This window comes from Mesorhizobium erdmanii, from assembly GCF_013170725.1.
GTDB lineage: Bacteria > Pseudomonadota > Alphaproteobacteria > Rhizobiales > Rhizobiaceae > Mesorhizobium > Mesorhizobium erdmanii.
The window spans coordinates 1,514,303-1,538,174 of the sequence record NZ_CP033361.1 but is presented as its reverse complement, the minus strand read 5'-3'; the positions used below and the strand labels follow the sequence as shown (position 1 = coordinate 1,538,174).

Below are 23,872 nucleotides of genomic sequence, written 5' to 3'. Positions count from 1 at the left end.
AACCCTGTGTGACGCCGAGGGCCGGGACTCCGGTCCTTCGACGCTCCTAGACCGGAGCGGAGCTTGTCTTCAGGATTGCCGAGAACAAAGGATCGAAGGCACGGCTGATCGGCGCCGCCGCTGCGCCCAGCGCGATCGACCAGGGATCCGTGGTGCCGAGTTGCAGGCGCGGCAGCATCCTCCCTGGCCTGTCGGCGATCGACGGCAGCAGCGGTTGCATCGCCTCGACGAGCCGGCGCGCCAGCGCTTCCGGCGCACCGCTGGTCAGGATCACGGTCTGCGGGTCGAAGATCGTCTCGATGAGATGCACGCTCCAGCGCAGATCGTGAGCTGCCCCTTCAATCCAGGCCATCATCTTCGCGTCCTCGGCAAGTACCAGGGCGTTCATCTGTTCATAGATATCGCTGTCCGCCGGGTTGAGGCCGAGATGCTGGTAGAGCGAGGCCAGCGAGGCGCGGTGCTCGAGCGGCGTCGAGCCGGGGCCGGCCGGCGCCAGCAGCGCCATGCCGATTTCACCGGCATTGCCGTTGCTGCCGCTGTAGAGATCGCCGTTCAGGATCAGTCCGGCGCCGATGCCGTAGCCGACATAAAGGCAGACCGCGTGGTCGACGCCGTGTGCGGCACCGACGATGCGCTCCGCCGTGGCGCAGGCGGCGGCATCGTTCTGCAGCCCGACATTCAGTCCCGTGCCTTTGGCCAGTGTCTCCAGCAGAGGGAATTTCTGCCAGGCCGGCATCATCCATTTGTCGTCGGAATCCTTCAGGCCGAAAGGGCCGGGCATGGCAACGCCGAGACCGACCAACCGTTTTTCCGACTGGGCCGAAATGCCGGCCAGGTCACGGCGGACACCAGCGATCAGCTCGAGGATGATCTCGACGCCTTTCGACGGCTCGTCGAAAGGCAGGTTAGCCTCGGCCCGCGCCAGCACGCTGCCCATCAGGTCGACGGCGACGGCGCGCGTCAGGTGGCGGTCGATATGCAGGCCGATGGCGAAGGCGCCTTCGGGCACTAGCCGGTACGGCGTCGAGGGTTGCCCCCGGCCCTTGCGCACTGCATCGAGCGCGACGACCAGGCCGTCGCTTTCCAGGTCCTCGATGATGTTGGAGACCGCCTGCTTGGTGAGCTGCGTCGCCCGCGCCAGATCGGCCCGCGACAGGGCGCCGTTTAGGCGCAGCGCCTCGATCATGACCCGGCGGTTGTGCGCGCTGGTGCCTTCCTGATTGGTGCCGCTTTTGGCGCGGATCGGGCTGATGTCGTCCACCGGCGTTTCCCCTCTTGACTCCATTAGAATATTGATCGACTAATTAAGTCAAGCGAGTTGACTTAATGCGAACCGACCACCTCAAAAACAAGATGGCAAAGGCCCTTCGCCTGTCGCCACCGGTCGGCCGGGTAACCATCAGGTCATGCGACATGGATCCGGGAAGACGCTGCGAAATATCAGCATCGCCAGCCCGTCAACGCCAGAAATGGGAGATGAAGATGCTTAGGACAATCACCAAGACACTGGTCGGCGCGGTCTTCGCCGGAGGACTGCTCGTCCCTCACGCTTTCGCCGAAACGACGCTCAACGCTCTGTTCATGGCGCAGGCTGCCTACAGCGAAGCCGACGTGCGCGCCATGACGGACGCCTTCACAAAGGCCAATCCGGACGTCAAGGTCAATCTCGAATTCGTCCCTTATGAAGGCCTGCACGACAAGACGGTGCTCGCGCAAGGGTCGGGCGGCGGCTACGACGTCGTGTTGTTCGACGTCATCTGGCCGGCCGAATACGCCACCAACAAGGTGCTCGTCGACGTGTCGTCGAAGATCACCGACGACATGAAGAAGGGCGTGCTGCCCGGCGCCTGGACCACGGTCCAGTATGACGGCAAGTACTATGGCATGCCGTGGATCCTCGACACAAAATATCTCTTCTACAACAAGGAGATCCTGGAAAAGGCTGGCATCAAGACGCCACCGAAGACCTGGGAAGAACTCGGCGCACAGGCCAAGATGATCCAGGACAAGGGCCTGCTGAAGACGCCGATCGCCTGGAGCTGGTCGCAGGCCGAAGCGGCGATCTGCGACTACACCACGCTGGTCAGCGCCTATGGTGGCGACTTCCTCAAGGACGGCAAGCCGGACTTCCAGAACGGCGGCGGCCTCTCGGCGCTGAAATACATGGTCGACAGCTACAAGTCTGGCCTCACCAACCCGAATTCCAAGGAATTCCTGGAAGAGGACGTGCGCAAGGTCTTCGAAAACGGTGACGCCGCCTTCGCGCTCAACTGGACCTACATGTACAACATGGCCAACGACCCGAAGGACTCGAAAGTGTCGGGCAAGGTCGGCGTCGTGCCGGCGCCGGGCGTCACCGGCATAAGCGAGGTGTCGGCCGTCAACGGTTCGATGGGCCTCGGCGTCACCGCGGTCTCGAAACATCCGGACGAAGCCTGGAAATACATCGAATACATGACCTCGCAGGCGACGCAGAACCAGTATGCCAAGCTCTCGCTGCCGATCTGGGCCTCCTCCTACGACGACCCGGCCGTCACCAAGGGTCAGGAAGAACTGATCGCTGCCGCCAAGCTCGGCCTGGCCGCCATGTATCCGCGTCCGACCACGCCGAAATATCAGGAACTGTCGACCGCGCTGCAGCAGGCGATCCAGGAATCGCTGCTCGGCCAGTCGTCGCCCGAGGATGCCTTGAACACGGCTGCCAAAAACAGCGGCCTCTAAGCTAGTCTGATCCTCTGTACGGGCGGCTTTTTGCCGCCCGTGCTATGTCTGAACCATCATGGAAGAGAGGCTGCTCTGATGTCGGGCACCTGGATGACGACTCGCGCCTGGTTGCTGATGCTGCCTTTGCTCGTGGTCATGGTCGCTGTGATCGGCTGGCCGCTGGTCGATACGGTCAACCTTTCTTTCACCGACGCCAAGCTGGTCGGCACCGGCGGCAATTACGTCGGCTTCGACAATTACACCAACATGCTGTCGAGCTCGAACTTTTCGCGCACGCTGATCACCACGACGCTGTTCGCGGTCATTTCGGTTGCCGCCGAAATGGTGATTGGCGTACTCGCCGCTTTGCTTCTCAATCAGCAGTTCCACGGCCGCGCCGTCCTGCGCGCTTTAATGATCCTGCCCTGGGCCTTGCCGACGGTGGTCAACGCCACCCTGTGGCGGCTGATCTACAATCCCGAATATGGCGCGCTGAACGCTGCCTTGACGCAACTGCATCTCATCGACGCCTACCGCTCATGGCTGGGCGAGCCCGGCACGGCGCTGGCGGCCCTGATCGTCGCCGACTGCTGGAAGAATTTTCCGCTGGTGGCGCTGATTGCGCTGGCGGCCCTGCAGGCGGTGCCGCGCGACATCACCGCCGCCTCGCTGGTCGATGGTGCGGGAGCCTTCAACCGCTTCCGCTTCGTCATCTTGCCCTATCTTGCCGGCCCGCTGATGGTGGCGCTGGTGTTGCGCACCATCGAGGCCTTCAAGGTCTTCGACATCATCTGGGTGATGACCCGCGGCGGCCCCGCCAACAGCACGCGCACGCTGTCGATCCTCGTCTACCAGGAGGCCTTCTCCTTCCAGCGCGCCGGCTCCGGCGCATCGCTGGCGCTGATCGTTACCCTGCTGGTCACCGTGCTCGCCGTTGCCTACGCGGCATTGGTCAGGAAGACCGCCGGGAGCGCTGCCTGATGGAACGCAGGAGTACCACCTTTACGGTCCTCATCTACGCCAGCGCGCTGCTGCTGGCCGCCATCATCCTGGCGCCCATCGCCTGGCTGTTCATCATGAGCATTTCGCCGGCCGCCGACCTCGCCGCCAAGCCGCTGCGCTGGTGGCCGCAAACCGCCGATTTTTCCCGCTACCAGACATTGTTGTCGACCGCCGAAAACAGCGCCGGCGCCGCCTTCACCTCGTCGCTGCGCAACAGCCTGGAGATAGCAGGCATGGCGACGCTGGCGGCACTCGCTCTGGCGATCCCCGCCGGCTGGGCGGTGTCGCGTACGCCGGCGATCGGCTGGTCTCTGTCCATGGTCATCGCCACCTACATGCTGCCGCCGGTGGCGCTCGCCGTGCCGCTCTATATGGGCTTGTCGCATCTCGGCCTGCTCAACAATGTCTTCGGCCTGGCGTTGGTCTATTTGACCATCTTGGCGCCCTTCACCACCTGGCTGATGAAGTCGGGCTTCGATTCCATTCCACGCGAGATCGAAGCGGCGGCGATGATCGATGGCGCCGGCCTGTTCCAGACCTTGCGCATCATCACGTTGCCGCTTGCGGCACCTGTGATGGCGACGTCGGCGCTGTTTGCCGTGCTACTCGCCTGGGACGAATTCTTCTATGCGCTGCTGTTTACCTCCGACCAGCGCGCCAAGACGTTGACTGTCGCCATCGCCGATTTGGCCGGCGGCCGTGTTTCCGACTATGGGCTGATAGCCACCGCCGGCGTACTGGCCGCCTTGCCGCCAGTGCTGATCGGCCTGGTCATGCAGCGCGCGCTGATTTCGGGCCTGACCAGCGGCGGTGTGAAAGGATAATGATGACTGCCACAAAAATTCGACCGGCCGGACTGGTCGCCATCGATCGCGAAATGGCACGCCAGCAAGCGGACGCGCGTGCCTCGTTCGAGAACAACGCTGCCAAGGCGCAAGAAGTCGCCTCTTCGATCAGGAAGACCGGCCGCCTGCTGCTGCTCGGCATGGGCGGCTCGCATGCGGTCGGCCGGGCTGTCGAGCCGCTCTATCGCGCGCTTGCCATCGATGCGCTGGCCATGCCGCTGTCCGAACAGCTCGGCCAGCCGCTGCCGCTCAACGGCAAGACGGTGCTGGTCACCTCGCAATCCGGCGAGAGCGCCGAGGTCGTCAGATGGTTTTCCGAAGCCGGCAGCGCCGCCGATGTTTTCGGCCTGACGCTCGAAGGCGGCTCTTTCCTCGCTCGCGCAGCACCCTGCCTGGTCGGCGCCGGCGGCACCGAACTGGCCTTCGCCGCCACCCGCAGCCTGACCGTGACCTTCGCCTTGCACCTGGCCATCCTGGCAGCGTTGGGTGAAGAACCGACCGCCGCGCTCGGCGCATTGGACCAGCCACCAGATAACGACATTACACAGGCGCTGGCAGTGCTAGAAAAGGTGACGACCATCGTCACCTCCGGCCGCCGGCTGCAGGGCGTCGCCGAGGCGCTGGCGCTCGGCCTAACCGAACTGTCACGGCTGCCCTGTTTCTCGCTAGAAGGCGGCCAGTTGCGGCACGGCCCGATGGAGATGCTCGGCCCGAAGATCGGCGTCATCCTGTTTCGCGGCAACGACCCGACGGCGGAACTGGTGACCGCCATGGCCACCTCGGTGGTCGAGGCCGGCGCACCACTCATCGTCTTCGACGCCTCGGGGCAACCGCCGGTCGCGGGCGCCGTCACGCTCCGGTTCAAATTGGCCACGGGCCTCGCCGCGGTCTTCGCCATGCTGCCGGTGGCACAGCGCCTGATGATCGCCTTCGCTGACAGCCGCGTCGACAATGCCGGCACGCCCGTCCGCTCCACCAAGATCACCAGGAGCGAGTGATGCGTCCGCTTGCGGTGATCGGCAACGTCAATGTCGACCTGATCGTCGGCCCGGTCGCGCCATGGCCGAAGGCGGGCACGGAAACCGTCGTCGACCATGACGAATTGCGCGTTGGCGGACAGGCCGGAAATACTGGACTTGCCTGGCAGGCGCTGGGCGTTGATTTCAAGATCGCCGCCAATGTCGGCGACGACCAGTTCGGCCACTGGCTGCGCGAGGCGTTCGGCAGCCGCGCCGCGCCATGGCCGGTCCGGCCCGAAGGTACGACTCTGTCCGTCGGCATGACCCACCCTGATGGCGAGCGGACCTTCTTCACCACGCGCGGCCACCTGCCGCGCTTCAGCCTTGCCGATGTCTTGGCCGTCCTCGATGGCAATGCGCTCTCTGGCGGCTACGCGCTGTTGTGCGGCTCCTTCCTGACCGACGATCTTACCCGCGATTACGACGGTTTTTTCAACTGGGCTGACCGCCACGGCATCGCCGTGGCGCTTGACACCGGCTGGCCTATCGATGGCTGGACCGAAGCCAACTGCGCCGCGACCCGCACGTGGCTCTCGCGCTGCGCGCTGGCGCTGTTCAACGAAGTTGAGACCGTAACCCTGGCGGGAACGCCAAGCCCACAGCAGGCCGCGCGCGATATCCGATCCAGCATGCGGCAGGGCGCCGCCTTCGTCGTCAAGCGTGGACCGCGAGGGGCCATCGCCATCGGTCCGGATGGAGCGCTGGTCCAAGCGGTAGCGCCGGATGTCCGCGTCGTCGACACGATCGGCGCCGGCGACGTCTTCAACGCCGCCTTCCTCGCCGCCTTCGCCCACGAACAACCGCTGTCCGCCTGCCTGTCCGCCGCGACGCATGTCGCCTCGCGCGCCATTTCCACTCTGCCTCGCAACTATGGCGGGCCGATGCAGTTCGAGGGATCCACGCATGAGCACGCTTGAAATCCGTAACGTCCGCAAGAACTACGGCAGCGTCGAAACGCTGAAAGGTATCGACATCGCGCTGCAGAGTGGCGAGTTCCTGGTGCTGCTCGGCTCGTCAGGCTGCGGAAAGTCGACGCTTCTCAACATCATCGCCGGCCTCGCCGAAGCGACGAGCGGCGATGTGCTGATCGGCGGTCGCTCGATCCTTGGCGTCCACCCCAAGAACCGCGACATCGCCATGGTCTTCCAGTCCTACGCGCTCTATCCGAACCTGACGGTCCGCCGCAACATCGGCTTCGGCCTGGAGATGCGCGGCGTCGCCGCCGACGACCGCGAAAAGGCGGTGAACGAGGCGGCAAGACTGCTGCAGATCGAAGCCCTGCTCGACCGCAAGCCGAGCCAGCTTTCCGGCGGCCAGCGCCAGCGCGTCGCCATCGGCAGGGCGCTGGTGCGCAAGCCGCAGGTCTTCCTCTTCGACGAGCCGCTGTCCAACCTCGACGCCAAGCTGCGCCTGGAAATGCGCACCGAGTTGAAGCGCCTGCACCAGATGCTGCAGACCACCGTCGTCTATGTCACCCACGACCAGATCGAGGCGATGACGCTGGCGACACGCATCGCGGTCATGCGCGACGGCAGGATCGAGCAACTCGGCACGCCGGAAGAGATCTACAACGAACCGGCGACGCTCTACGTCGCCGGCTTCGTCGGCGCGCCATCGATGAACATGCTGCAATCCACCGTCGAGCGCGGCACGCTGGCAATCGATGGTTCTCCCGCGTGGCTGCCCTTGCCTGCCCGTTTCAGCCAAGCGATTGGGAACGGCGCACGTGTCGTGGTCGGCATAAGACCCGAGGCGTTGCGCGTCGCGGCGGGCGCTGCCGAACCGTCACTGCCGGTGGAAATAGAGGTCGTCGAACTGACCGGTCCCGAACTGGTCGCAACCGCGCGGGTCGGCACGCAGCGACTGACTGCCTGCTTGCCTCCGGCTGCCCGTGTCTCGAAAGGCCAGGCAAGCATCTTTGCCTTTGGCGAGGACGCCATGCGGCTCTTTGACCCTGACACGGGTAAGGCTTTTTGAGCCTGAAGCCGGTTTCTACCGGCTGAAAGCCTTCAGGATTGCATCCCGGAGGCTTGCTCCGCATCGGGTGATCCGGCGATCTCCAGCAAGGACGCCACCAGCAGTTCCCGTTCGTGCTTCGACAGCACGCCGGAATCGAAAAGATTCATGCTGCGCAATCCCTCTATGGCGACATAGCAGACCAGCAGCGATTTGAGGTCTGATGTCTCGCCCTTAAGCCGTTCGAAAAGCTGCTGCTTGAATGTCTTTATCGGCGTCATGAAATCGGGATCCTCGGCGATCGCCGAAAATATCCAGGAGGCCGAGGGCTGCTTTTCCTCGCAATCGTTGGCCGACAGTTTGATATAGACAGCGAGCGGGTTTCCGCCGCTGTCATTGCCGTTGGCGGTTTCCAGCGCATGCTCGAAATCGCGCAGATAGCCCTCGACCAGCCCTTGCATCAGCTTGGCCTTGGTCGGGAAATTGTAGAGCAGCCCGCCCTTCGAGACGCCGGCGCGGCTGGCCACCGCGTCCAGCGACAGGCTGCCAGGCCCGGATTCCCGGGCGACATCAGCCGCTGCGGCGAGAATTTTCTCGCGCGAGTTAGGTCGTTGGGCTCTCATGGCGCCTCCCTTCGCAAGCTTAGACCCAATTGACAAGACCGTCCAGACGGTACAGTAAAGCCGCGACCATTTGAAATCGGGACCTGCGGTCGATATGTGTCCCGATGTCCGAGCCTAGCGCCGGATTTCGACTGAGGGGACTTCCTTGTTCAAACGCCTACTTCGTTTCTTTCTCATCATTGCCGTTCTGGCTGTGCTCGCCATCGTGGTTGGCGGCATCGTCTGGTTCAACTTCTTCCGCGAAGGCATGATCAAGCAGTATTTCGCCACCATGAAGCCGCCGGCTGCAACGGTGTCGACAACCATTGCCAAGCCGTCGAGCTGGACGCCGGGCGTCGAGGCGATCGGTACGGTGCGAGCCGTGCGCGGCGTCGACCTGACGGTCGAAACAGCCGGCATCGTCAAGGAGATCCCTTTCCACGCCAACGAGAAAGTGGCAGCCAATGCGGTGCTGCTGCAGCTCGACGATGCCGTCGAACGTGCCGATCTCGACGCACAAAAAGCACAGGCCGCGCTCGACCAGGTATCGCTGACGCGTGCCATCGAACTGACCAAACGTGGTGTCGGCTCCGACTCGACGCTTGACAGCGCGCGTGCGGCGGCGTCCGCTTCGGCATCCCAGGTCACCAGGCTTCAGGCCGTGCTCGACCAGAAGCAGCTGACTGCGCCCTTCGCCGGCACGGTCGGCATTCCGAAGATCGACCTGGGCCAATATATCGCACCCGGCACCTCGGTGGTGACGCTGCAAGACCTCGACACGATGCGGGTCGACTTCACGGTTCCCGAACAGCAGCTTCCGCTGCTCAAGATCGGTCAGACGGTTCGGCTCGGTCTGAGCGGCGCGGACATGCCGTTCGCCGGCGCCATTCACGGCATCGACCCCAAGATCGACCCATCCAGCCGACTGGTGAACATCAGGGCGGAAGTCGCCAATCCTGAAGGCAAGCTGACCCCTGGCCAGTTCGTGCAGGTACGTGTCGAACTGCCCGAGGAGCAGAACGTCCTGTCGCTGCCGCAAACAGCGCTGACCACCAGCCTCTATGGCGACTACATCTTCGTCGTGCAGCCAGCCAAATCAGCCGAACCGGCACCTGCCCAGCCGGCCAAGGCGGAAGAAAAGCCCGCTGCCGCGGCCAGCGACAAGCCGGCTGACGCCATGAAACCAGCTGCAGATGCCATGAAGCCTGCCAGCGATGCTGCCAAGCCGGCGGACAAGGCCGCCGATGCCACCAAGCCGGCAACCGATCCGGCCAAGCCGCCGGCGGAAGGCGATAAGCCCGCGCTGGTGCTGTCGCAGGTCTTCGTCAAGCCCGGCCGCCGCAATCAGGGCATGGTCGAGATCGTCGAAGGGCTGAAAGCTGGCGACGAAGTCGTCACCGCGGGTCAGAATCGCCTCTTCAACGGCATGTCAGTCAACGTCGACAACACGATCGATCCGACCAAATCGGCAAACAAGCAGGCCGACGAGCAATGAGCTTTTCCGATCTCTTCATTCGCCGGCCGGTCCTTTCGACCGTCCTTGCCTGCATGATTCTCCTGCTCGGCTTCCAGGGCATCTTCAACCTGTCGATCAGGCAGTATCCAAAGGTTGACGAAACCGCGATCACCATCACGACGGCCTATCCGGGCGCCAGCGCCGACCTGATCCAGGGCTTCATTTCTGCCCCGATCGCGCGCGCCGTCGCCTCGACCGAGAACATCGACTACGTCACCTCGTCCAGCCGCCCGTCCTCCAGCACCGTGACGGTGCAGATGAAGCTCGGCTCCAACCCGGACGTGGCGCTTACCGAAGTGCTGTCCAAGGTCCAGGGCGTGCGCGGTACCTTGCCGGACGCTGCCAAGGACCCGGTCATCGTCAAGGGCACCGGCCAGCAATTCGCGATGATGTACATCTCGATGCAGAATCCGAACATGACCAAGGAGCAGCTGACCGAGTATATCGAGCGCGTCATCCGGCCCCGCATGTCGACGGTCGAAGGCGTCGCCGACGTGCAGATCTTTGGTGCTCAGCAATATTCGATGCGCGTCTGGATCGATCCGATCAGGCTCGCCGCGCGCGGCGTGACGGCTGCGGAAGTGCTGACGGCAATCAACAATTCCAATTTCCTGTCGGCGCCCGGCAACACCCAGAACGAATATGTCGTCTCGTCGATCACCGTGCGCTCGACGCTGCAGACGCCGGAAGCCTTCGCCGAACTGCCCCTGCGCTCCACCGACGGCAATGTGGTGCGGCTGCGCGACGTTGCCCGCGTCGAACTTGGCGCGGAAAACACCGACACCCGGGTCTCCTTCAACGGCAAGCCCGGCACCTTCCTCGCCATCTTCCCGACCCCGGCGGCCAATCCGCTGACCACGGCGGCGGCGCTGACCAAGCTCGTGCCGCAGATCCAGGAAACGCTGCCGAAGGGCATGACGATCGAGGTCGTCTATGATGCCACCGGACAGATCAGCGCCTCGATCGACGAGGTCTTCAAGACCATCGCCGAAGCGGTTGCCATCGTCGTGGTGGTCATCCTCCTTTTCCTTGGCTCTTTCCGTTCGGTGATGATGCCGATCATCACCATTCCGCTGTCGCTGATCGGCGTCTGCTTCCTTTTGTTTGCGGTGGGCTACTCGATCAACCTTCTGTCGCTGCTGGCCATGGTGCTGGCGATCGGCCTTGTCGTCGACGACGCCATCGTGGTGGTGGAGAACATCCACCGCCACATGGAAGAAGACCACATGTCGCCAATGCAAGCCGCGTTCAGCGGCATGCGCGAGATCGCCTCGGCCATCGTCGCCATGACCATGACGCTGGCCGCGGTGTTCGCGCCGCTGGCCTTCACCGGCGGCCTGACCGGTGCGCTGTTCCGCGAGTTCGCGGTAACGCTCGCCGGCTCGGTGGTGCTGTCGGGCGTCATCGCCATCACCATCACCCCGATGATGTCGGCGCGCCTCCTGAAGCCCGGCAATGCCGGCCGTTTCCAGCGCATCGTCGACGGCACCTTCGCAAGGGTCGAGCATGTTTACGAGCGCGCCGTCACCGGTTCGCTGAACTATCGCCCGCTGACGCTGCTCATCGTGCTGGCGCTTGTCGGCGTGACCGGCTTCATGTTCACCAAGACCTCCAGCGAACTGGCGCCTGAAGAAGACCAGGGCTTCCTGCTCTCGCTGGTGACCGCGCCGACCTATGCGACATCGGACTATACCGAAACCTATGTGAACCAGATACTCGGCCTGGTGAAGGATATTCCGGAAACGCGGGCACAGTTCTCGGCGGTCGCCTTCGGCGGCACGACAAACAGCGCCTTCGTCGGCTTTGCCTTCAAGGATTGGGCGGAGCGCAAGCGCAACTCGAAACAGCTGCAGGCCGACATCACGGCTCGTATCGCCAAGGTGGCGGGTGTTCAGGCCTTCGTCTTCGCGCCGCCGACGCTGCCGGGCTCCGGTGGCGGTCTGCCGATCGCCCTGGTGGTGCGCTCGACCGGCGATTCGGCGGAAGTGTATAAGGCGGCCGAGCAGATCAAGAACAAGGCGCAGGCCTCCGGCCGCTTCATCGTCGTGCAGAATTCGATGTCCTATGACTCGCCGCAGGTGACCGTGACCATCGATCGCGACCGCGCCGCCGCACTCAACCTGCCGATCGCCGATATCGGCCGGACGCTGACGCTGCTGGTCGGCGGCGCCGAAGTGGCGCAGTTCGACCGCGATTCCAACAGCTATGACATCATCCCGCAGGTGCCGCAGGAATTCCGCGACAACCCCGAACGGCTCGGCGAATATTTCGTCCGCAGCGCGACGGGCGAGATGGTGCCGCTGTCGGCCGTGGTGAAGATTTCGAACAATGCGTCGCCGGCGGCGATCGAACAGTTCAACCAGCTGAATTCTTCGACGATCTCCGCGCTGCCGCTGCCCGGGGTCACCACCGGCGACGGTTTGAAAGTCCTCGAGGACATTGCCAAGGAGAGCCTGCCCGACACCTTCTTCATCGACTATTCGGGCCAGTCCCGGCAGGAGAAGGAACAGGGCAACACGATTCTGATCGCTTTCGGAGCGGCCGTCATCGTCATCTACCTTGTGCTGGCGGCGCAGTTTGAAAGCTTCCGCGATCCGCTGATCATCATGATGGCGGTGCCGCTGTCGATCTTCGGCGCGATCGTGCCGCTCAATCTGGGCCTCGGCACGCTCAACATCTATACGCAGGTGGGTCTGATCACGCTGATCGGCCTGATCACCAAGCACGGCATCCTGCTGGTCGAATTCGCCAACCAGCAACGCGAGGTCCATGGCATGCGGCGGCGCGACGCCATCATCGCCTCGGCAAAGGTGCGCCTGCGGCCGATCCTGATGACGACGGCGGCGATGGCACTTGGCGTCGTCCCGCTGATCACGTCGAGCGGTGCGGGGGCCGCGGCCCGCTATTCGATGGGCCTGGTCATCTTCACCGGCATCCTGGTCGGCACCATGTTCACGCTGTTCGTCGTGCCCATGTTCTACACCTTCATCGCCAGCAAGGACCTGCCGCATCTGGCGGAAAAGCCGGATCCGAAGCTGATGCCGGCATTGCCGGACTGACAGAGCAATTCCAGGAAAAGTGTGTAACGGTTTTCCGTTCGGAATTGCGTAAAAACAAAGAGTAGAGCGGTTCGACGATTCCATAAATCGCTGAACCGCTCTAGAAGACCGAAGAACAAAAAAGAGGCCGGAAAAATCCCGGCCTCTTTTTTTGGCTGCGCTCGATACCGCCGGTTTGTTCCGGCGGGAGTCCTGAACAGGCGCGGCAGTCAGCCGGCCCGCCCACAGCCTGCTACTTTACGATGACGATGCTGGTGTTGGCCGGCCCGAAGGTCTCGACCAGCTGGTAGAAATCGGCGGCATTGTCGGGATGCAGCCGCACGCAGCCATGCGAAGCCGGCTGACCGAGGCGCTTGATGGCATAGGTGGCGTGCACCGCGTAGCCGCCGCTGAAGAACACCGAATGCGGCATAGGCGCATTGTCGTACTTCTTCGAATACCACATCTCATGCATGCGAGTCGGCTTGAACGAACCGGTCGGCGTGACATGCGCCCGGTCGCCGGTCGAAACCTTCCAGGCGAAGGTCGGCCGCCCATCGACCGAGACTTCCATGACCTGCTGTGAAAGCGAGACCCGCGCCACGATCTTGTTGGCGGCGTGCGCGGCGTTGGCGCCGAACAGAAGTGCCGCACCCGTGAGCGCCGCGGCGGTGATGTTGATGAGCGTGGCGGAAATTGTGGTGTGCATGATGATGTCCCCTCTTTGTGCCGGTCAGGCCGGCTTCATTTGATGAGCTGCTTTATCGCTGCGGCATGTTTCGGACAGATTTCGCGAAATGCTCGTTTATGTTTCGAATCTGTTTCCTCTGGTTAACATGCCGATGGTCGATGGCAGTGGAGGTCGCACTCTCAAAACCGGCACGAGATACTGCACATAGGTATTTCTCGTGAAACGAAAGTTCGAATTGCCCTCATATGAAACATCGATGATCAATCTCGAAACCAATCGGCAACAAAGCGCGGCTTCAGGCGGCATGATCCAGATACGGGTCGGAAGCAAAGTTGACGTAACGAAAGCAGACGGCAACGACCAAGGGAACGAAATCGAACACGCGGTCCTGGCTCTTCAGGATCAGTATCGCGGCAGCGGTCATCGGCGGTGTCGGCACGGTTGCCGGCGGTCCCGCGCCGCGGCTGGCGGCGATGAGTTCGAGCGAAATCTCTACCCTGCACGCCGCGCTGTTTTCCACCTCGGTCTGGATTGGTTCCAGCCTGCGCATCGCCCGGTTGAAGGCCCTCTGGCGGGTTGGCCTTCGGTTGCTGGCATTGCGCGGCCCCTCCGGCAACTTGCTGCCGAGAGGACCGAAGGCCCGCGCCGCTGCGGGGGGCTCCGTGGGCGGCGCGGGCACTTCGGGAGTTTCCTGAAGCGACCCGCTTCAAAATTGATTTTGGGAGTTGGAACGATGAAAACGAAATTCGCGGCCTCGGTGCTTTCCGCGCTGCTTTATGCGCAGGGCCTGCTCGGCTTTGCCGCTCTTGCCACCGTACTCCTCAAGGAGCGTGCCCAGGCAAACGAACTCGTCATGGGCAGCGATACGCCGTCGGGTCCGTCGCTGCTGGTGGTACGCTGAATTCTGGAGGCATCGGCGAGCAGGAAACCCCGATGCTCAACCGGACCGATTACCCAAGCGCGCTGCCGTCAGTCAGCGAATTGCCGTGGCGGATCGAACCGGTAGCCGGCGCCGCGTATGGTTGTAATGGTTTCGGTGTCGAGCTTGCGGCGCAGCCGCACGATCCGCGAATCGATCGAGCGATCGAAGGCGTCGGCATTCTCGGCGGGTGCTGCGGCGATGATGTCGTCGCGCGTCAGCACCTTGCGCGGGCTGGCCAGGAACAGCCTGAGCAGTGCCACCTGACCGGGCGAAAGCTGTTCCTCCGCACCGGAGCGGTGCATGACGATGGCCGATCTCAGATCGACGGTCGTGTTCTCCAGCACGATCAGTTCCTGGGTGCCTCTGCCGCGCCGCGAAAGCAGGCCGCCGACACGGGCGGCGAGTTCCCGGACATTGAGCGGACTTTCGACAACGTCGGCCGCACCCAGTTCGAGAGCCAGCACCTTGTCGACCAGATCGGCCGGCCGGCAGATCAGGATGAAATCGGGTCCATCCTCGCCGCCTTCGCCTTGGCCGCCATAGCGCCTGAGCAGATCCCGCCCCTCCCCCTGGCTGAGACTGTCGCCGACGACGACGACATCGATGCCTCCGCCCGCCAGCAGCGATTCCGCCTCCCAGGGCTGCCGTGCCTGGCGCACATCATGGCCACGCCGCTCGAGATGGTCGGCAAGTTCGGTCGCGACCACGTCGGCGACGGAGACAAGCGCGATGACGGCTCGTGTGGCCATATTTCCCAACCGTTCCCTGGCAACCGGATATGAGTGCTGGACATCATGTTTATACCCAATCTACTTTCCACTGAAAGTGGGAGCGAAAGCATCGTGCGGGCAAGAATTGTCATCGTCGAGGACGAGCCCGACCTGAGGGACGCGGTGGCCGAATATCTCGGCGCCGCCGGCTTTGATGTTGCAACCGCCGAAAGCGCGGCCGCCGCGCGCGGCCTGGTCGAGACCCAGGCTTTCCATCTGGCCATTCTCGACATAGCCATGCCGGGCGAGGACGGGCTGTCGCTCGGCCGCTGGCTGCGCTCGAAAATGCCGATCGGTATCATCTATGCCACTGCCGCCGGAACCGCGCTCGACCGCATTGTCGGGCTGGAACTCGGCGCCGACGACTACATCGTCAAGCCATACGAACTGCGCGAAGTACTGGCGAGGGTCCGCAGCGTGCTGCGCCGCGTTCCGCAGCCGACTGAGCCAGCCGACCGTAAAGCCAGGACGGATCGCCGTTCCGTCGCCTTCGGCCCCTTCCAGGCCGATCTGGACGGCAGGATGGTCACTGGTGTCAACGGCGCGGTGATCGACATGGCCAAGAGCGAATTCGACGTGCTGGAGGTTTTCCTGACCCGCGCCAACCGGCTTTTGACGCGCGCCGCGATCTCGGAAGCGATCGGCTTTACCGAGGATCCGGAATCGTCACGTGCCGTCGACATCCGCATCATGCGGCTGAGAAAGAAGATCGAGACCGACCCGGCGAACCCGAAATTCCTGCGCACGGTGCGCGGCGAAGGCTATATCTTTTCTCTGCCGACCGGCGACAGCAACTGAGCACCAGGCCCACAGGGTTCAGGTTCGCAGCCGTTGCTCGCCGATCGAATTGCGCCGGTCGGTGGCCCGACCGAATTGGCCGGACCGAATTGGCATGACTTTGGAATGACAGCTGACAATGACGGGCGAAACGGCAAGCAAGGATATGCAGGGGCTCAGGCAAGGCGCTGCTATGGCGGCCGTGCGCGTCGTTCGCCGCCTGCGCGAGGCCGGCGACTGGCAGCGCGAGATGGAGGGCATACTGGAAACGCTATGCCGCGCCATCGAATGCCAGCGCGGTATCCTGTTTCGTTTGCGCGAACTGCCCGGCCAGGGTTTTGCCCAGTCGGTCGCGGCCTACTGGATTGATCCTGACTTCGGCGGCGAACTGGCCTCGCCGACCGTCATCATGCAGTCGATCGTCAATTCGGATCCGCTGCTGGAGCGCGTGGCCGAGGACGAGCGGCAAGGCAAGATCTTTGCCGGACATACGCGCAATCTCGAAGGGTTCCTGAGAACCGATTTCGAAAAGCAGAACATCAAGTCGTTCCTGTCGGTGTCGGTCTTCGCGCATGGCCATCTGTGGGGCACGCTCGCCGTCAACGATTGCGTCGACGAACGCGAATGGACCGACGAGGAAGAGGCGACGCTGCACATCATCGCGCTCGCCATCGGCGACGCCATCGAACACTCGCCCTCCGACGCCCATGCCAGCGAAGTGATCCGCCGCACCATGTTGCAGGCCTCGCTCGACGCCATCATCGTTATCGACGAGGCCGGATCGATCATCGAATTCAATCCTGCCGCCGAAAAGATGTTCGGCTTCCAGCGTGGCGACATTCTCGGCAAGGACCTGCTCGACACCGTCGTGCCGGAATACTACCGCAAGGGTTATTCCTCGGGCGCCGACTACATGTCGGGCCGTGGCGCGCCGATGGTCGGCCAGCGGCTCGAGACCGTGACGCAGAATGCCGCCGGCGAGGTGTTTCCGATCGAGCTGACGGCGACCGAGATGCGGGTCGCCGACCGTCGCCTGATCTTCGGCTCAATCCGTGACCTGCGCGACCGGCTGCGCGCCGAGGAAGAGATCAACCGGCAGCGTGACAAGCTGCACCAGAACGAGAAGATGGCGGCGATGGGCTCGTTGCTTGCCGGCGTCTCGCACGAGCTCAACAACCCGCTGGCTGTTGTCGTCGCGCAATCGACCCTGTTGCACGAATTTGCCACCGACCCGCAGACCAAGGTCCGCGCCGAGAAGGTGCGTGCGGCCGCCGAGCGTTGCGGCCGCATCGTCAAGAGCTTCCTGTCCATGGTCCGCCTCCATCCCGCGGCACAGGCCGAGACCGATCTCAACCAGGTGATCCGCGCCGCGCTCGAGGTGACCGCCTATGGCGCCCGCTCGAGCGGCATCATCATCAACACCGATTTCGCGCCGGGTCCGCTGCTGGCCATGGCCGACGCCGATCATGTGACGCAGGTGGCAGCCAATTTCCTCATCAACAGCCAGCACGCACTGGCCGGCATTGCCGGTGACCGGCTGATCAAGGTGCGGACGTTCCGCAGCGATCGCGACAATCCAGGCTTCTCGGTCGAGGACAACGGGCCTGGCATTCCCGAGGCGATCCGCAACCGTATCTTCGAATCCTATTTCACCACCAAGCCGGTTGGTGTGGGCACCGGCATCGGCCTGTCGATATCGAAATCGATCATCGAACGGCACAATGGCAATGTCTGGTTCGAGGAGGTGCAGCCCAGAGGCGCGCGTTTCGTCGTCCAGTTGCCCGCCATCTCGGCCGGCATCGCCGCTGCCGGCGAAGCGCAGCCACGATCAAGCGGCCTGCGTCATGCCCTGATCATCGACGACGAGCCCGACGTCGCCGGCTCCCTGTCCGATATTCTCGAATTGATGGGCATCAAGTCGCGGATCGCGCCCGTCTGGGAATCGAACGCCGCCACCCTGAGCGGCTACATGCCGCCTGACATCGTTTTTTCGGACCTGCGCATGCCCGGCATCAGCGGCATTGCCATCTATCGCGAACTGCTGGTCGAAAGGCCCGACCTGGCGCGGCGTTTCGTGCTGGTCACCGGTGACCTGATCGGCGCGAAAGCGGAAATCGAAGCCTTGCCGGCGCCGCAACGGCCGCAGATCCTGGAGAAGCCGTTCAGCACCCTGGATGTGCGCAGCGTGCTTTCAACCATTGCCGAACAGGCCGCGTTGAAAGCATAAAAAAGAAGCTCCCGACCGACTGCGCGGCGGGAGCTGAATGGAGCGCTGGAGGGAGCGCTCGGGGAGGTCAGAGCATCATCGCGAAAAGGGAACCGGTTTCGGGATGATGCTTCGACGGAAATCTAAAAAATGTTCGGCGTGTTGGTCAGCGGCGCGGCATTGGCGACCATACGAATCGCGCGGGCCTTGTGGGTACCGGACTGCTGGGCGATAGCGCGCAGGCAATCGACGCTCTCGGCACCCCAGGCCTGCCCCTTGCAGGCGAAATCGAGTGCCGGCATCGGCAGGCGGGCGGTCTTGATTGTCGTCGGCGCGCCATCGACCACGTTGGCCGGCGGATTTAGCGAAGCGAAGGCCGGGCCAACCGTCGGCGTGAACGCCATGCAGCCGACGGCGCAAGCAGCCAGCGCCATGAACATTGCCATGGGGTGGTTGCTGGCGCGCTGGCGCAGGGCCAGCTTCGGGCGACGGTCAGCGCGCTCCGGAGCCTGAAGGCGGTGCTCGCTGCTGATGGTCTCGACTTTCGCATACATTGCCTTCCCCTTCGTTGAGTTTCTTTTTGATGATTAAACGAAGTTAATCGCACTTTGTAACAGCACAAACGTGGCGCAGCTCTGACTACGTAACCAAATTGAAACGGGATTATCGGGCAAAACCGGGCAAAATCGGGCATACCCGCTCGCAATGTTACCGAGACAAGCGAATCTCGGACAGAATCCCGTTAGCGATCCGGTCCAGGCGCTTGCCAAACGGCAGATAGGGCAAAGTGTGGCGGCGCTTTTTGCCTCCGGGGATGCGTCTTGTTCTCCAACTCCGCGCTTGGCGAAATCGCGCTGAAATGGCGTTTGAGAACCCGACCTAACACCCGGATTCTCCGCGATTTTCTCGGGCAGCAGGGGCATCGAACTCGGCCAGAGAAGACGCGAAGACTCCGCACGAGATTTATCCAATCTTTCACAAGCCATTGCATTTCAATGTAAAATATGATTTTATTGAATGATTATTCAACAAAAAGAAGAGACGTTTTATGAACCCGCACCTCCGTGACGTGGCGATCCCCAACGATTGGGACCGGCGGGGACTACCGGGCTGGAGTTATCACTCCAACGCCCTCCTCGAGCTCGAGAAGGAGTACGTCTTCCGCAACCACTGGCAGATCGCCGGCCACGTCAGCGACGTGCCGAACGCGGGCGACTATCTGACAATGGACGTGATCGGCGAGCGCGCCCTGATCGTGCGTGGCAAGGATGGTGTCGTGCGCGGCTTCAACAACATGTGCCGCCATCGCGGCAGCCGTGTCGTCGCCGACAGCCAGGGCAATTGCAAGAATGCGCTGGTATGCCCGTTCCATGGCTGGGTCTACAATCTCGACGGCACGCTGCGCGGCGCCGCGCGCCCGCGCTCCTTCCCCGACCTCGACAAGACCGAATTCGGCCTGATGCCGCTCGACCTCGAAATCTGGATGGGCTTCATCTTCATCCGCTTCCGCAAGGGCGGCCCGCAGCCTTCCGTCGCCGAACTGCTGAAGCCGATCGAGGCCGAGATGGCCCATTACAATGTCGCCGACATGGTGCCGTCCTGGGGCATCTGGACCCAGAAATCGCCGGTCAACTGGAAGTCGGTGCGCGACGTCGACAATGAGGGCTATCACGTCGCCATGGCGCATCCGGCGCTACAGGATCTGTATGGCGCAACCTATTTCGATGAGCCCTTCATCAACGGCGTGTCGCGCTCCTTTGCCACCTACAATCCGCATGCCGGGCGGCGCTGGAGCGTGCGCGAATACATCAAGCTCGCACCCGATGCATCGCACCTGCCGGAGCATCTGCGCAAGGCCTGGATCTACTACGGGATTTTCCCCAACAACGCCCTGTCGATCATGCCGGAATCGGTGCAATTCTATCAGGAGTTCCCGCTGTCGACGGGCGAGACCCTGCTGCGCGGCGCCGTCTACCGCTACCCCGACGAAACCAGGGAACAGGCCGCGGCACGCTATCTCGCCTACCGCATCGACCGCGACACCATGAACGAAGACGTGCAGTTGTCGGTGTGGTCGAACGAATCGATGCTGTCCGAAGCTTTCGAGGGCTTCTATCTCTCCGACCTCGAATACGGCGTGCGCACCCATCACGATCATCTGCGCCAACAGATCCCGGTCTTCGGCCTGGAGACGGCACCCGAGGAAAAGGACATGTGGAACCTGAACGACGCACTCAGGTCGAGGGGGTAGGCGAGGCTGCTGAAGCTGCCAATCTCCCCCACAAGAGGAGAGATGAGCTAATCACCCCCGCCACACCCCCTCTTTGCGCAGATCATCCATCGTGCGTGAAATGCCCTCGCGCAGGATGCCGACCATGTCGTCGATCTGCTCGCGCGTGATGATCAGCGGCGGCGACATCACGCACATGTTGATCAGGGGACGCACCAGCAGGCCGAGTTCGTGGCAATGGGCATCGATGCGTTTGCCGACATTCTTGTCGAGCTGCAGCGGGTCCTTGCTTTCGCGGTCGGCGACGCATTCGACGCAGGCCATCAGCCCCGCGCCCCGCACCTCGCCGACCAGCGGCAGGTCTTCCAAGGTCTTCAGTTGCGCCTGGAAATAGGGCGCGACGGCCTGGGCGTGGGCAAGCACCCCTTCTTCCAGCAGATCGAGATTTTTCAGCGCCACGGCGCAGCCGACGGGGTGGCTGGTGTAGGTCAGGCCATGGCCGAACATTGCATCGGGATGGTTCGAGCGGCGCAACTCTTCCAGCAGCCGTTCCGAGATGATGACGCCGCCGAGCGGGAAATAGCCCGAGGTGACGCCCTTGGCGAAGGTGATCATGTCAGGATCGATGCCGAACACGTCACCCGAGGCAAAGACATGGCCAAGCCGGCCGAAGCCCGTCACGACCTCGTCGGAGACATAGAGGATGTCGTTGTCGCGGCAGATCTCGCGGATGCGCTTGAGATAGCCGTCGGGCGGGATCACGACGCCTCCCGATGCCTGCACCGGCTCGCCGACAAAAGCCCCAATCTTGTCGGCGCCTACACGGGCAACCGTGTCGCGGAACTGGTCGACGAGGAAATCGGTGAAGGCGGCAAGGCTCGTGCCGTGCGGACGACGGAACGGATCTGGCGAGGACAGTTTGATCACCAGTTCGTCGGCGCCGTCCATCCAGTCGCGGTCGCGCGGGCGGCCATTGAGCGACGCCGACAGGTAGGTCGAGCCGTGATAGGCGCCGCCTCGGCTCAGGATGAGCTTCTTTTCCGGCCGGCCTCGCACATTGTTGTAGAACTGCATGAAGCGTAGCGCCGTCTCCACCGCCGAAGAGCCACCGGTGGTGTAGAAGACATGGCTGAGATCGCCCGGCGCATGGCCGGCGATGCGCATGGCAAGTTCCGCCGACGGCGCGTTCATCGTGTACCAGGGCGTGTTGTAGGACAGCGCCATCGCCTGGTCGTACATGACCTTGGCCAGTTCCTCACGGCGGTGGCCGACATTGACGCACCACATGCCGGCAGGCCCATCGATCAGCCGCTTGCCGGTGTTGTCGGTGATGTAGATGCCGTCGCCTTCGGCGATCAGCGCGCGGGCCTCGGCACCGACGGATCCGGCATAGGGCCAGGGCTGGATGAGATGGCGCTTGCCCAGTTCGATGGCATCGCCGCCGCCGGGCGCCGCCATCTCGGTCACCTTCAGGTCCCTCACCGCAGCCATTGTCGTCTCCACATCTCTGTCGATTTTTCCCTGAACTTCAAATTCGGAGAAAACCCCGGAAACGGGGGCTTTCTTCATCTAATTTTGAATGTCCGTTCAATCAATATCTCAGAATTAACGCTTGATTTCAATCCACGGATGCGCGCAAGATGAAAGAAAGCCGGCAAGCTAGGAACGCGACCAGCAAAAGTGGTCACCGGTTTTGCGACCGATCGCGTTCCAAGGATAAGTGGGAACAAACAGCCGGCGTCAGCACAATGGGATGCGCATGGCGGAACAGTCCAGGCCAGCAATCGAAATCACGCCCGCAGCCCTGCCTCGCGGAGTCTGGCCATGACGGCGTCCGCGGAGGGGTCGCCTCCGTTGCGCATGACGCGGGCAAGACGAAATGCCCTTCTGCAATCGGAGCCCGTACAGGGCTTCGCCCTGATCAGCCCGACCTTTCTCTATGCGCTCATCCTTCTGGTCCTGCCGATCCTGGTGGTCATCGCCCACTCCTTCTGGACGCAGCATTACCTGACCATCGACCGCACCTTCACGCTGGAAAATTACCGCGTCGCGCTCACCGAGCCGATCTACCGCGATTTGTTGTGGCGCTCGCTCTACATCTCGCTGACGGTCAGCCTGTTCACCGTCATCCTGGCCTACCCGATCGCCTACTTCATCTCCTTCCATGGCGGGCGTCACAAGAGCCTGTGGCTGTTTCTCATCACCATCCCGTTCTGGACCAGCTACCTCCTGCGCGTCATGTCGTGGAAGGTCATCCTAGGCTACAACGGCGTCTTGAATTCCGGCCTGATGGGCCTCGGCATCATCGACGAGCCGTCGACCGCCCTGCTCTACAATTCGAGCGCCGTCATCATCACTCTCACCCATGCCTGGGCGGCCTTCGCCATCCTGCCGATCTTCGTCTCGCTGGAAAAGGTCGACCGCACGCTGGTCGAGGCAGCCACGGATCTCGGCGATGGCCCCTTGCGCTCATTCCTGCGCGTGACCTTGCCGTTGTCGGCGCCGGGCGTCATCTCGGCGGCGCTGATCGTCATGATCCCGACCGTCGGCGATTATGTCACGCCGAAGCTCGTCGGCGGCAAGGACGGTGTCATGATCGCCAACGCCATCCAGGCGCAGTTCGGCAAGGCGGCCAACTGGCCACTGGGTGCCGCCCTTTCCGTCACCACCATGCTGATCGTCACCCTGATGGCCGGCGCCACGGTGCTGATCATCCGCGCACTGCAGAGGCTGGCACGATGAGGGCGCGGCGTTTCCTGTCGGGCGGCTGGCTATCCGTCTATGCGTTCCTCTACATCGTTTTCCTCTACCTGCCCGTCATCTTCCTGCCGATCTTCTCGATCAACACGGCCCCGACGCCGAAATTCCCGCTCACCGGCTTTACCCTGCAATGGTATGCGGACCTGCCGCACACGCCGGCTTTGCTCGACGCCGCCTGGAACAGCCTGAAGGTTGGCATCAGCGCGTCGGTTCTCGCCACCGTGCTCGGCACCCTCGCCGCTCGTTCGATCACCCGCTATCGTTATCCCGGCCGCCGCACCATACATGGCCTGATCATGGCGCCGCTGGTGCTACCCGAGGTGATCGTCGCCATCTCGATGCTGCTGGTGATGCTGCAACTGGGCTTGAGCCTCTCGCTGTTCACCGTCGTGCTCGGCCACGTGCTGGTTTGCATTCCCTATTCGATGACGGTGCTGACCTCCGGCTTCGAGGGCTTCGATCGCAGCCTGGAGGAGGCCTCCGCCGATCTCGGCGAAAGCGCCTTCGGCACCTTCCGCCGGGTGACGCTGCCGATGGTGGCGCCCGCGATCATCTCCAGCCTGCTCGTCTGCTTCACCATCTCGCTGGACGAGTTCATCATCGCCTTCTTCCTGACCGGCACCGAAGCGACCCTGCCGATCTACATCTGGGGCCAGTTGCGCTTCGCCTCGAAACTGCCGGGCGTGCTGGCGTTGGGCACGCTGCTGCTCGTTGCCTCTTTCCTGCTGATGACAATCGCCGAAATCCTGCGTCGCCGCGCGGCCAGACGCACCCAGAACGAGGGAGGCCTCTATGCCTGAACAGCCGCGGATCGAGCGTCCCCAGGCCGACCGGG

Annotated in this window: 21 protein-coding genes; 14 read left to right on the top strand and 7 right to left on the bottom strand. The window is 63.0% G+C overall.

Annotated features, from left to right (window positions below; genetic code table 11):
* Positions 1 to 46: 46 nt before the first annotated feature.
* Positions 47 to 1,261, bottom strand: a complete 1,215-nt coding sequence (locus EB233_RS07415) for an ROK family transcriptional regulator (RefSeq protein WP_064990769.1) — start codon at positions 1,259 to 1,261, stop codon at positions 47 to 49.
* 221 nt (positions 1,262 to 1,482) lie between these two features.
* On the opposite strand from EB233_RS07415, the gene EB233_RS07410 reads away from it, so the two are divergent.
* The 6 genes from EB233_RS07410 to EB233_RS07385 all read left to right on the top strand — a co-directional run bounded on the left by EB233_RS07410 (position 1,483) and on the right by EB233_RS07385 (position 7,546).
* On the top strand, positions 1,483 to 2,721 hold the full coding sequence (locus tag EB233_RS07410) for an extracellular solute-binding protein (RefSeq protein WP_064990825.1): 1,239 nt from the start codon (positions 1,483 to 1,485) through the stop codon (positions 2,719 to 2,721).
* Between the two features lie 78 nt (positions 2,722 to 2,799).
* Positions 2,800 to 3,684, top strand: a complete 885-nt coding sequence (locus EB233_RS07405) for a carbohydrate ABC transporter permease (RefSeq protein ID WP_027054277.1) — start codon at positions 2,800 to 2,802, stop codon at positions 3,682 to 3,684.
* Positions 3,684 to 4,529: a carbohydrate ABC transporter permease gene (locus EB233_RS07400; protein WP_064990770.1), complete on the top strand. Its 846-nt coding sequence runs from the start codon at positions 3,684 to 3,686 to the stop codon at positions 4,527 to 4,529. Before EB233_RS07405 ends, EB233_RS07400 begins: the two co-directional genes overlap by 1 nt.
* Positions 4,526 to 5,548 (top strand): SIS domain-containing protein, encoded by a 1,023-nt coding sequence (locus EB233_RS07395; RefSeq protein WP_171892287.1) that lies wholly within the window; start codon positions 4,526 to 4,528, stop codon positions 5,546 to 5,548. The genes EB233_RS07400 and EB233_RS07395 overlap by 4 nt, the downstream gene beginning before the upstream one ends.
* A complete protein-coding gene (locus tag EB233_RS07390) occupies positions 5,548 to 6,486 on the top strand; it encodes a PfkB family carbohydrate kinase (RefSeq protein ID WP_064990771.1) in 939 nt (312 codons plus the stop codon). The genes EB233_RS07395 and EB233_RS07390 overlap by 1 nt, the downstream gene beginning before the upstream one ends.
* Positions 6,473 to 7,546 (top strand): ABC transporter ATP-binding protein, encoded by a 1,074-nt coding sequence (locus EB233_RS07385; protein ID WP_064990772.1) that lies wholly within the window; start codon positions 6,473 to 6,475, stop codon positions 7,544 to 7,546. Before EB233_RS07390 ends, EB233_RS07385 begins: the two co-directional genes overlap by 14 nt.
* A 32-nt stretch (positions 7,547 to 7,578) precedes the next feature.
* Here the strand turns inward: EB233_RS07385 and EB233_RS07380 are convergent, their stop codons facing one another.
* A complete protein-coding gene (locus EB233_RS07380) occupies positions 7,579 to 8,148 on the bottom strand; it encodes a TetR/AcrR family transcriptional regulator (protein ID WP_064990773.1) in 570 nt (189 codons plus the stop codon).
* 145 nt (positions 8,149 to 8,293) lie between these two features.
* On the opposite strand from EB233_RS07380, the gene EB233_RS07375 reads away from it, so the two are divergent.
* Together EB233_RS07375 and EB233_RS07370 are read left to right on the top strand one after the other, a co-directional pair.
* A complete protein-coding gene (locus EB233_RS07375) occupies positions 8,294 to 9,622 on the top strand; it encodes an efflux RND transporter periplasmic adaptor subunit (RefSeq protein ID WP_064990774.1) in 1,329 nt (442 codons plus the stop codon).
* Entirely contained in the window at positions 9,619 to 12,702 is a 3,084-nt protein-coding gene (locus tag EB233_RS07370) for an efflux RND transporter permease subunit (RefSeq protein ID WP_064990775.1), read from the top strand. The genes EB233_RS07375 and EB233_RS07370 overlap by 4 nt, the downstream gene beginning before the upstream one ends.
* 232 nt (positions 12,703 to 12,934) lie before the next feature.
* Here the strand turns inward: EB233_RS07370 and EB233_RS07365 are convergent, their stop codons facing one another.
* Positions 12,935 to 13,390, bottom strand: coding sequence for a L,D-transpeptidase (locus tag EB233_RS07365; protein WP_027054284.1), 456 nt, complete (start codon positions 13,388 to 13,390; stop codon positions 12,935 to 12,937).
* A gap of 277 nt (positions 13,391 to 13,667) precedes the next feature.
* The gene (locus tag EB233_RS07360) at positions 13,668 to 14,051 is read right to left on the bottom strand and encodes a hypothetical protein (protein ID WP_171892216.1); all 384 of its coding nucleotides are present in this window, start codon (positions 14,049 to 14,051) and stop codon (positions 13,668 to 13,670) included.
* A 54-nt stretch (positions 14,052 to 14,105) separates the two neighbouring features.
* Between EB233_RS07360 and EB233_RS07355 the strand changes: the two genes are divergently transcribed.
* Entirely contained in the window at positions 14,106 to 14,273 is a 168-nt protein-coding gene (locus tag EB233_RS07355) for a hypothetical protein (RefSeq protein ID WP_081294202.1), read from the top strand.
* Positions 14,274 to 14,341: 68 nt separating this feature from the next.
* Here the strand turns inward: EB233_RS07355 and EB233_RS07350 are convergent, their stop codons facing one another.
* On the bottom strand, positions 14,342 to 15,043 hold the full coding sequence (locus tag EB233_RS07350) for a response regulator transcription factor (protein WP_064990777.1): 702 nt from the start codon (positions 15,041 to 15,043) through the stop codon (positions 14,342 to 14,344).
* Positions 15,044 to 15,088: 45 nt separating this feature from the next.
* Here EB233_RS07350 and EB233_RS07345 point away from each other — a divergent pair, with 45 nt between their 5' ends.
* Entirely contained in the window at positions 15,089 to 15,862 is a 774-nt protein-coding gene (locus EB233_RS07345) for a response regulator (RefSeq protein ID WP_171892215.1), read from the top strand.
* Positions 15,863 to 15,980: 118 nt separating this feature from the next.
* Positions 15,981 to 18,068, top strand: coding sequence for an ATP-binding protein (locus tag EB233_RS07340; protein WP_064990779.1), 2,088 nt, complete (start codon positions 15,981 to 15,983; stop codon positions 18,066 to 18,068).
* Positions 18,069 to 18,190: 122 nt separating this feature from the next.
* On the opposite strand, the gene EB233_RS07335 is transcribed toward EB233_RS07340, so the two are convergent.
* Positions 18,191 to 18,601 (bottom strand): hypothetical protein, encoded by a 411-nt coding sequence (locus tag EB233_RS07335; RefSeq protein WP_064990780.1) that lies wholly within the window; start codon positions 18,599 to 18,601, stop codon positions 18,191 to 18,193.
* A gap of 494 nt (positions 18,602 to 19,095) precedes the next feature.
* Here EB233_RS07335 and EB233_RS07330 point away from each other — a divergent pair, with 494 nt between their 5' ends.
* Positions 19,096 to 20,298 (top strand): aromatic ring-hydroxylating oxygenase subunit alpha, encoded by a 1,203-nt coding sequence (locus EB233_RS07330; RefSeq protein WP_064990781.1) that lies wholly within the window; start codon positions 19,096 to 19,098, stop codon positions 20,296 to 20,298.
* Between the two features lie 51 nt (positions 20,299 to 20,349).
* Here the strand turns inward: EB233_RS07330 and EB233_RS07325 are convergent, their stop codons facing one another.
* Positions 20,350 to 21,768 carry an aminotransferase gene (locus tag EB233_RS07325; protein ID WP_064990782.1) on the bottom strand — a complete coding sequence of 473 codons (1,419 nt, stop codon included), beginning with the start codon at positions 21,766 to 21,768 and terminating at the stop codon, positions 20,350 to 20,352.
* Positions 21,769 to 22,101: 333 nt separating this feature from the next.
* Between EB233_RS07325 and EB233_RS07320 the strand changes: the two genes are divergently transcribed.
* Both EB233_RS07320 and EB233_RS07315 read left to right on the top strand, forming a co-directional pair.
* Positions 22,102 to 23,019, top strand: a complete 918-nt coding sequence (locus EB233_RS07320; RefSeq protein WP_064990783.1) for an ABC transporter permease — start codon at positions 22,102 to 22,104, stop codon at positions 23,017 to 23,019.
* Positions 23,016 to 23,837: an ABC transporter permease gene (locus EB233_RS07315; protein ID WP_064990784.1), complete on the top strand. Its 822-nt coding sequence runs from the start codon at positions 23,016 to 23,018 to the stop codon at positions 23,835 to 23,837. The genes EB233_RS07320 and EB233_RS07315 overlap by 4 nt, the downstream gene beginning before the upstream one ends.
* Positions 23,838 to 23,872: the final 35 nt, after the last annotated feature.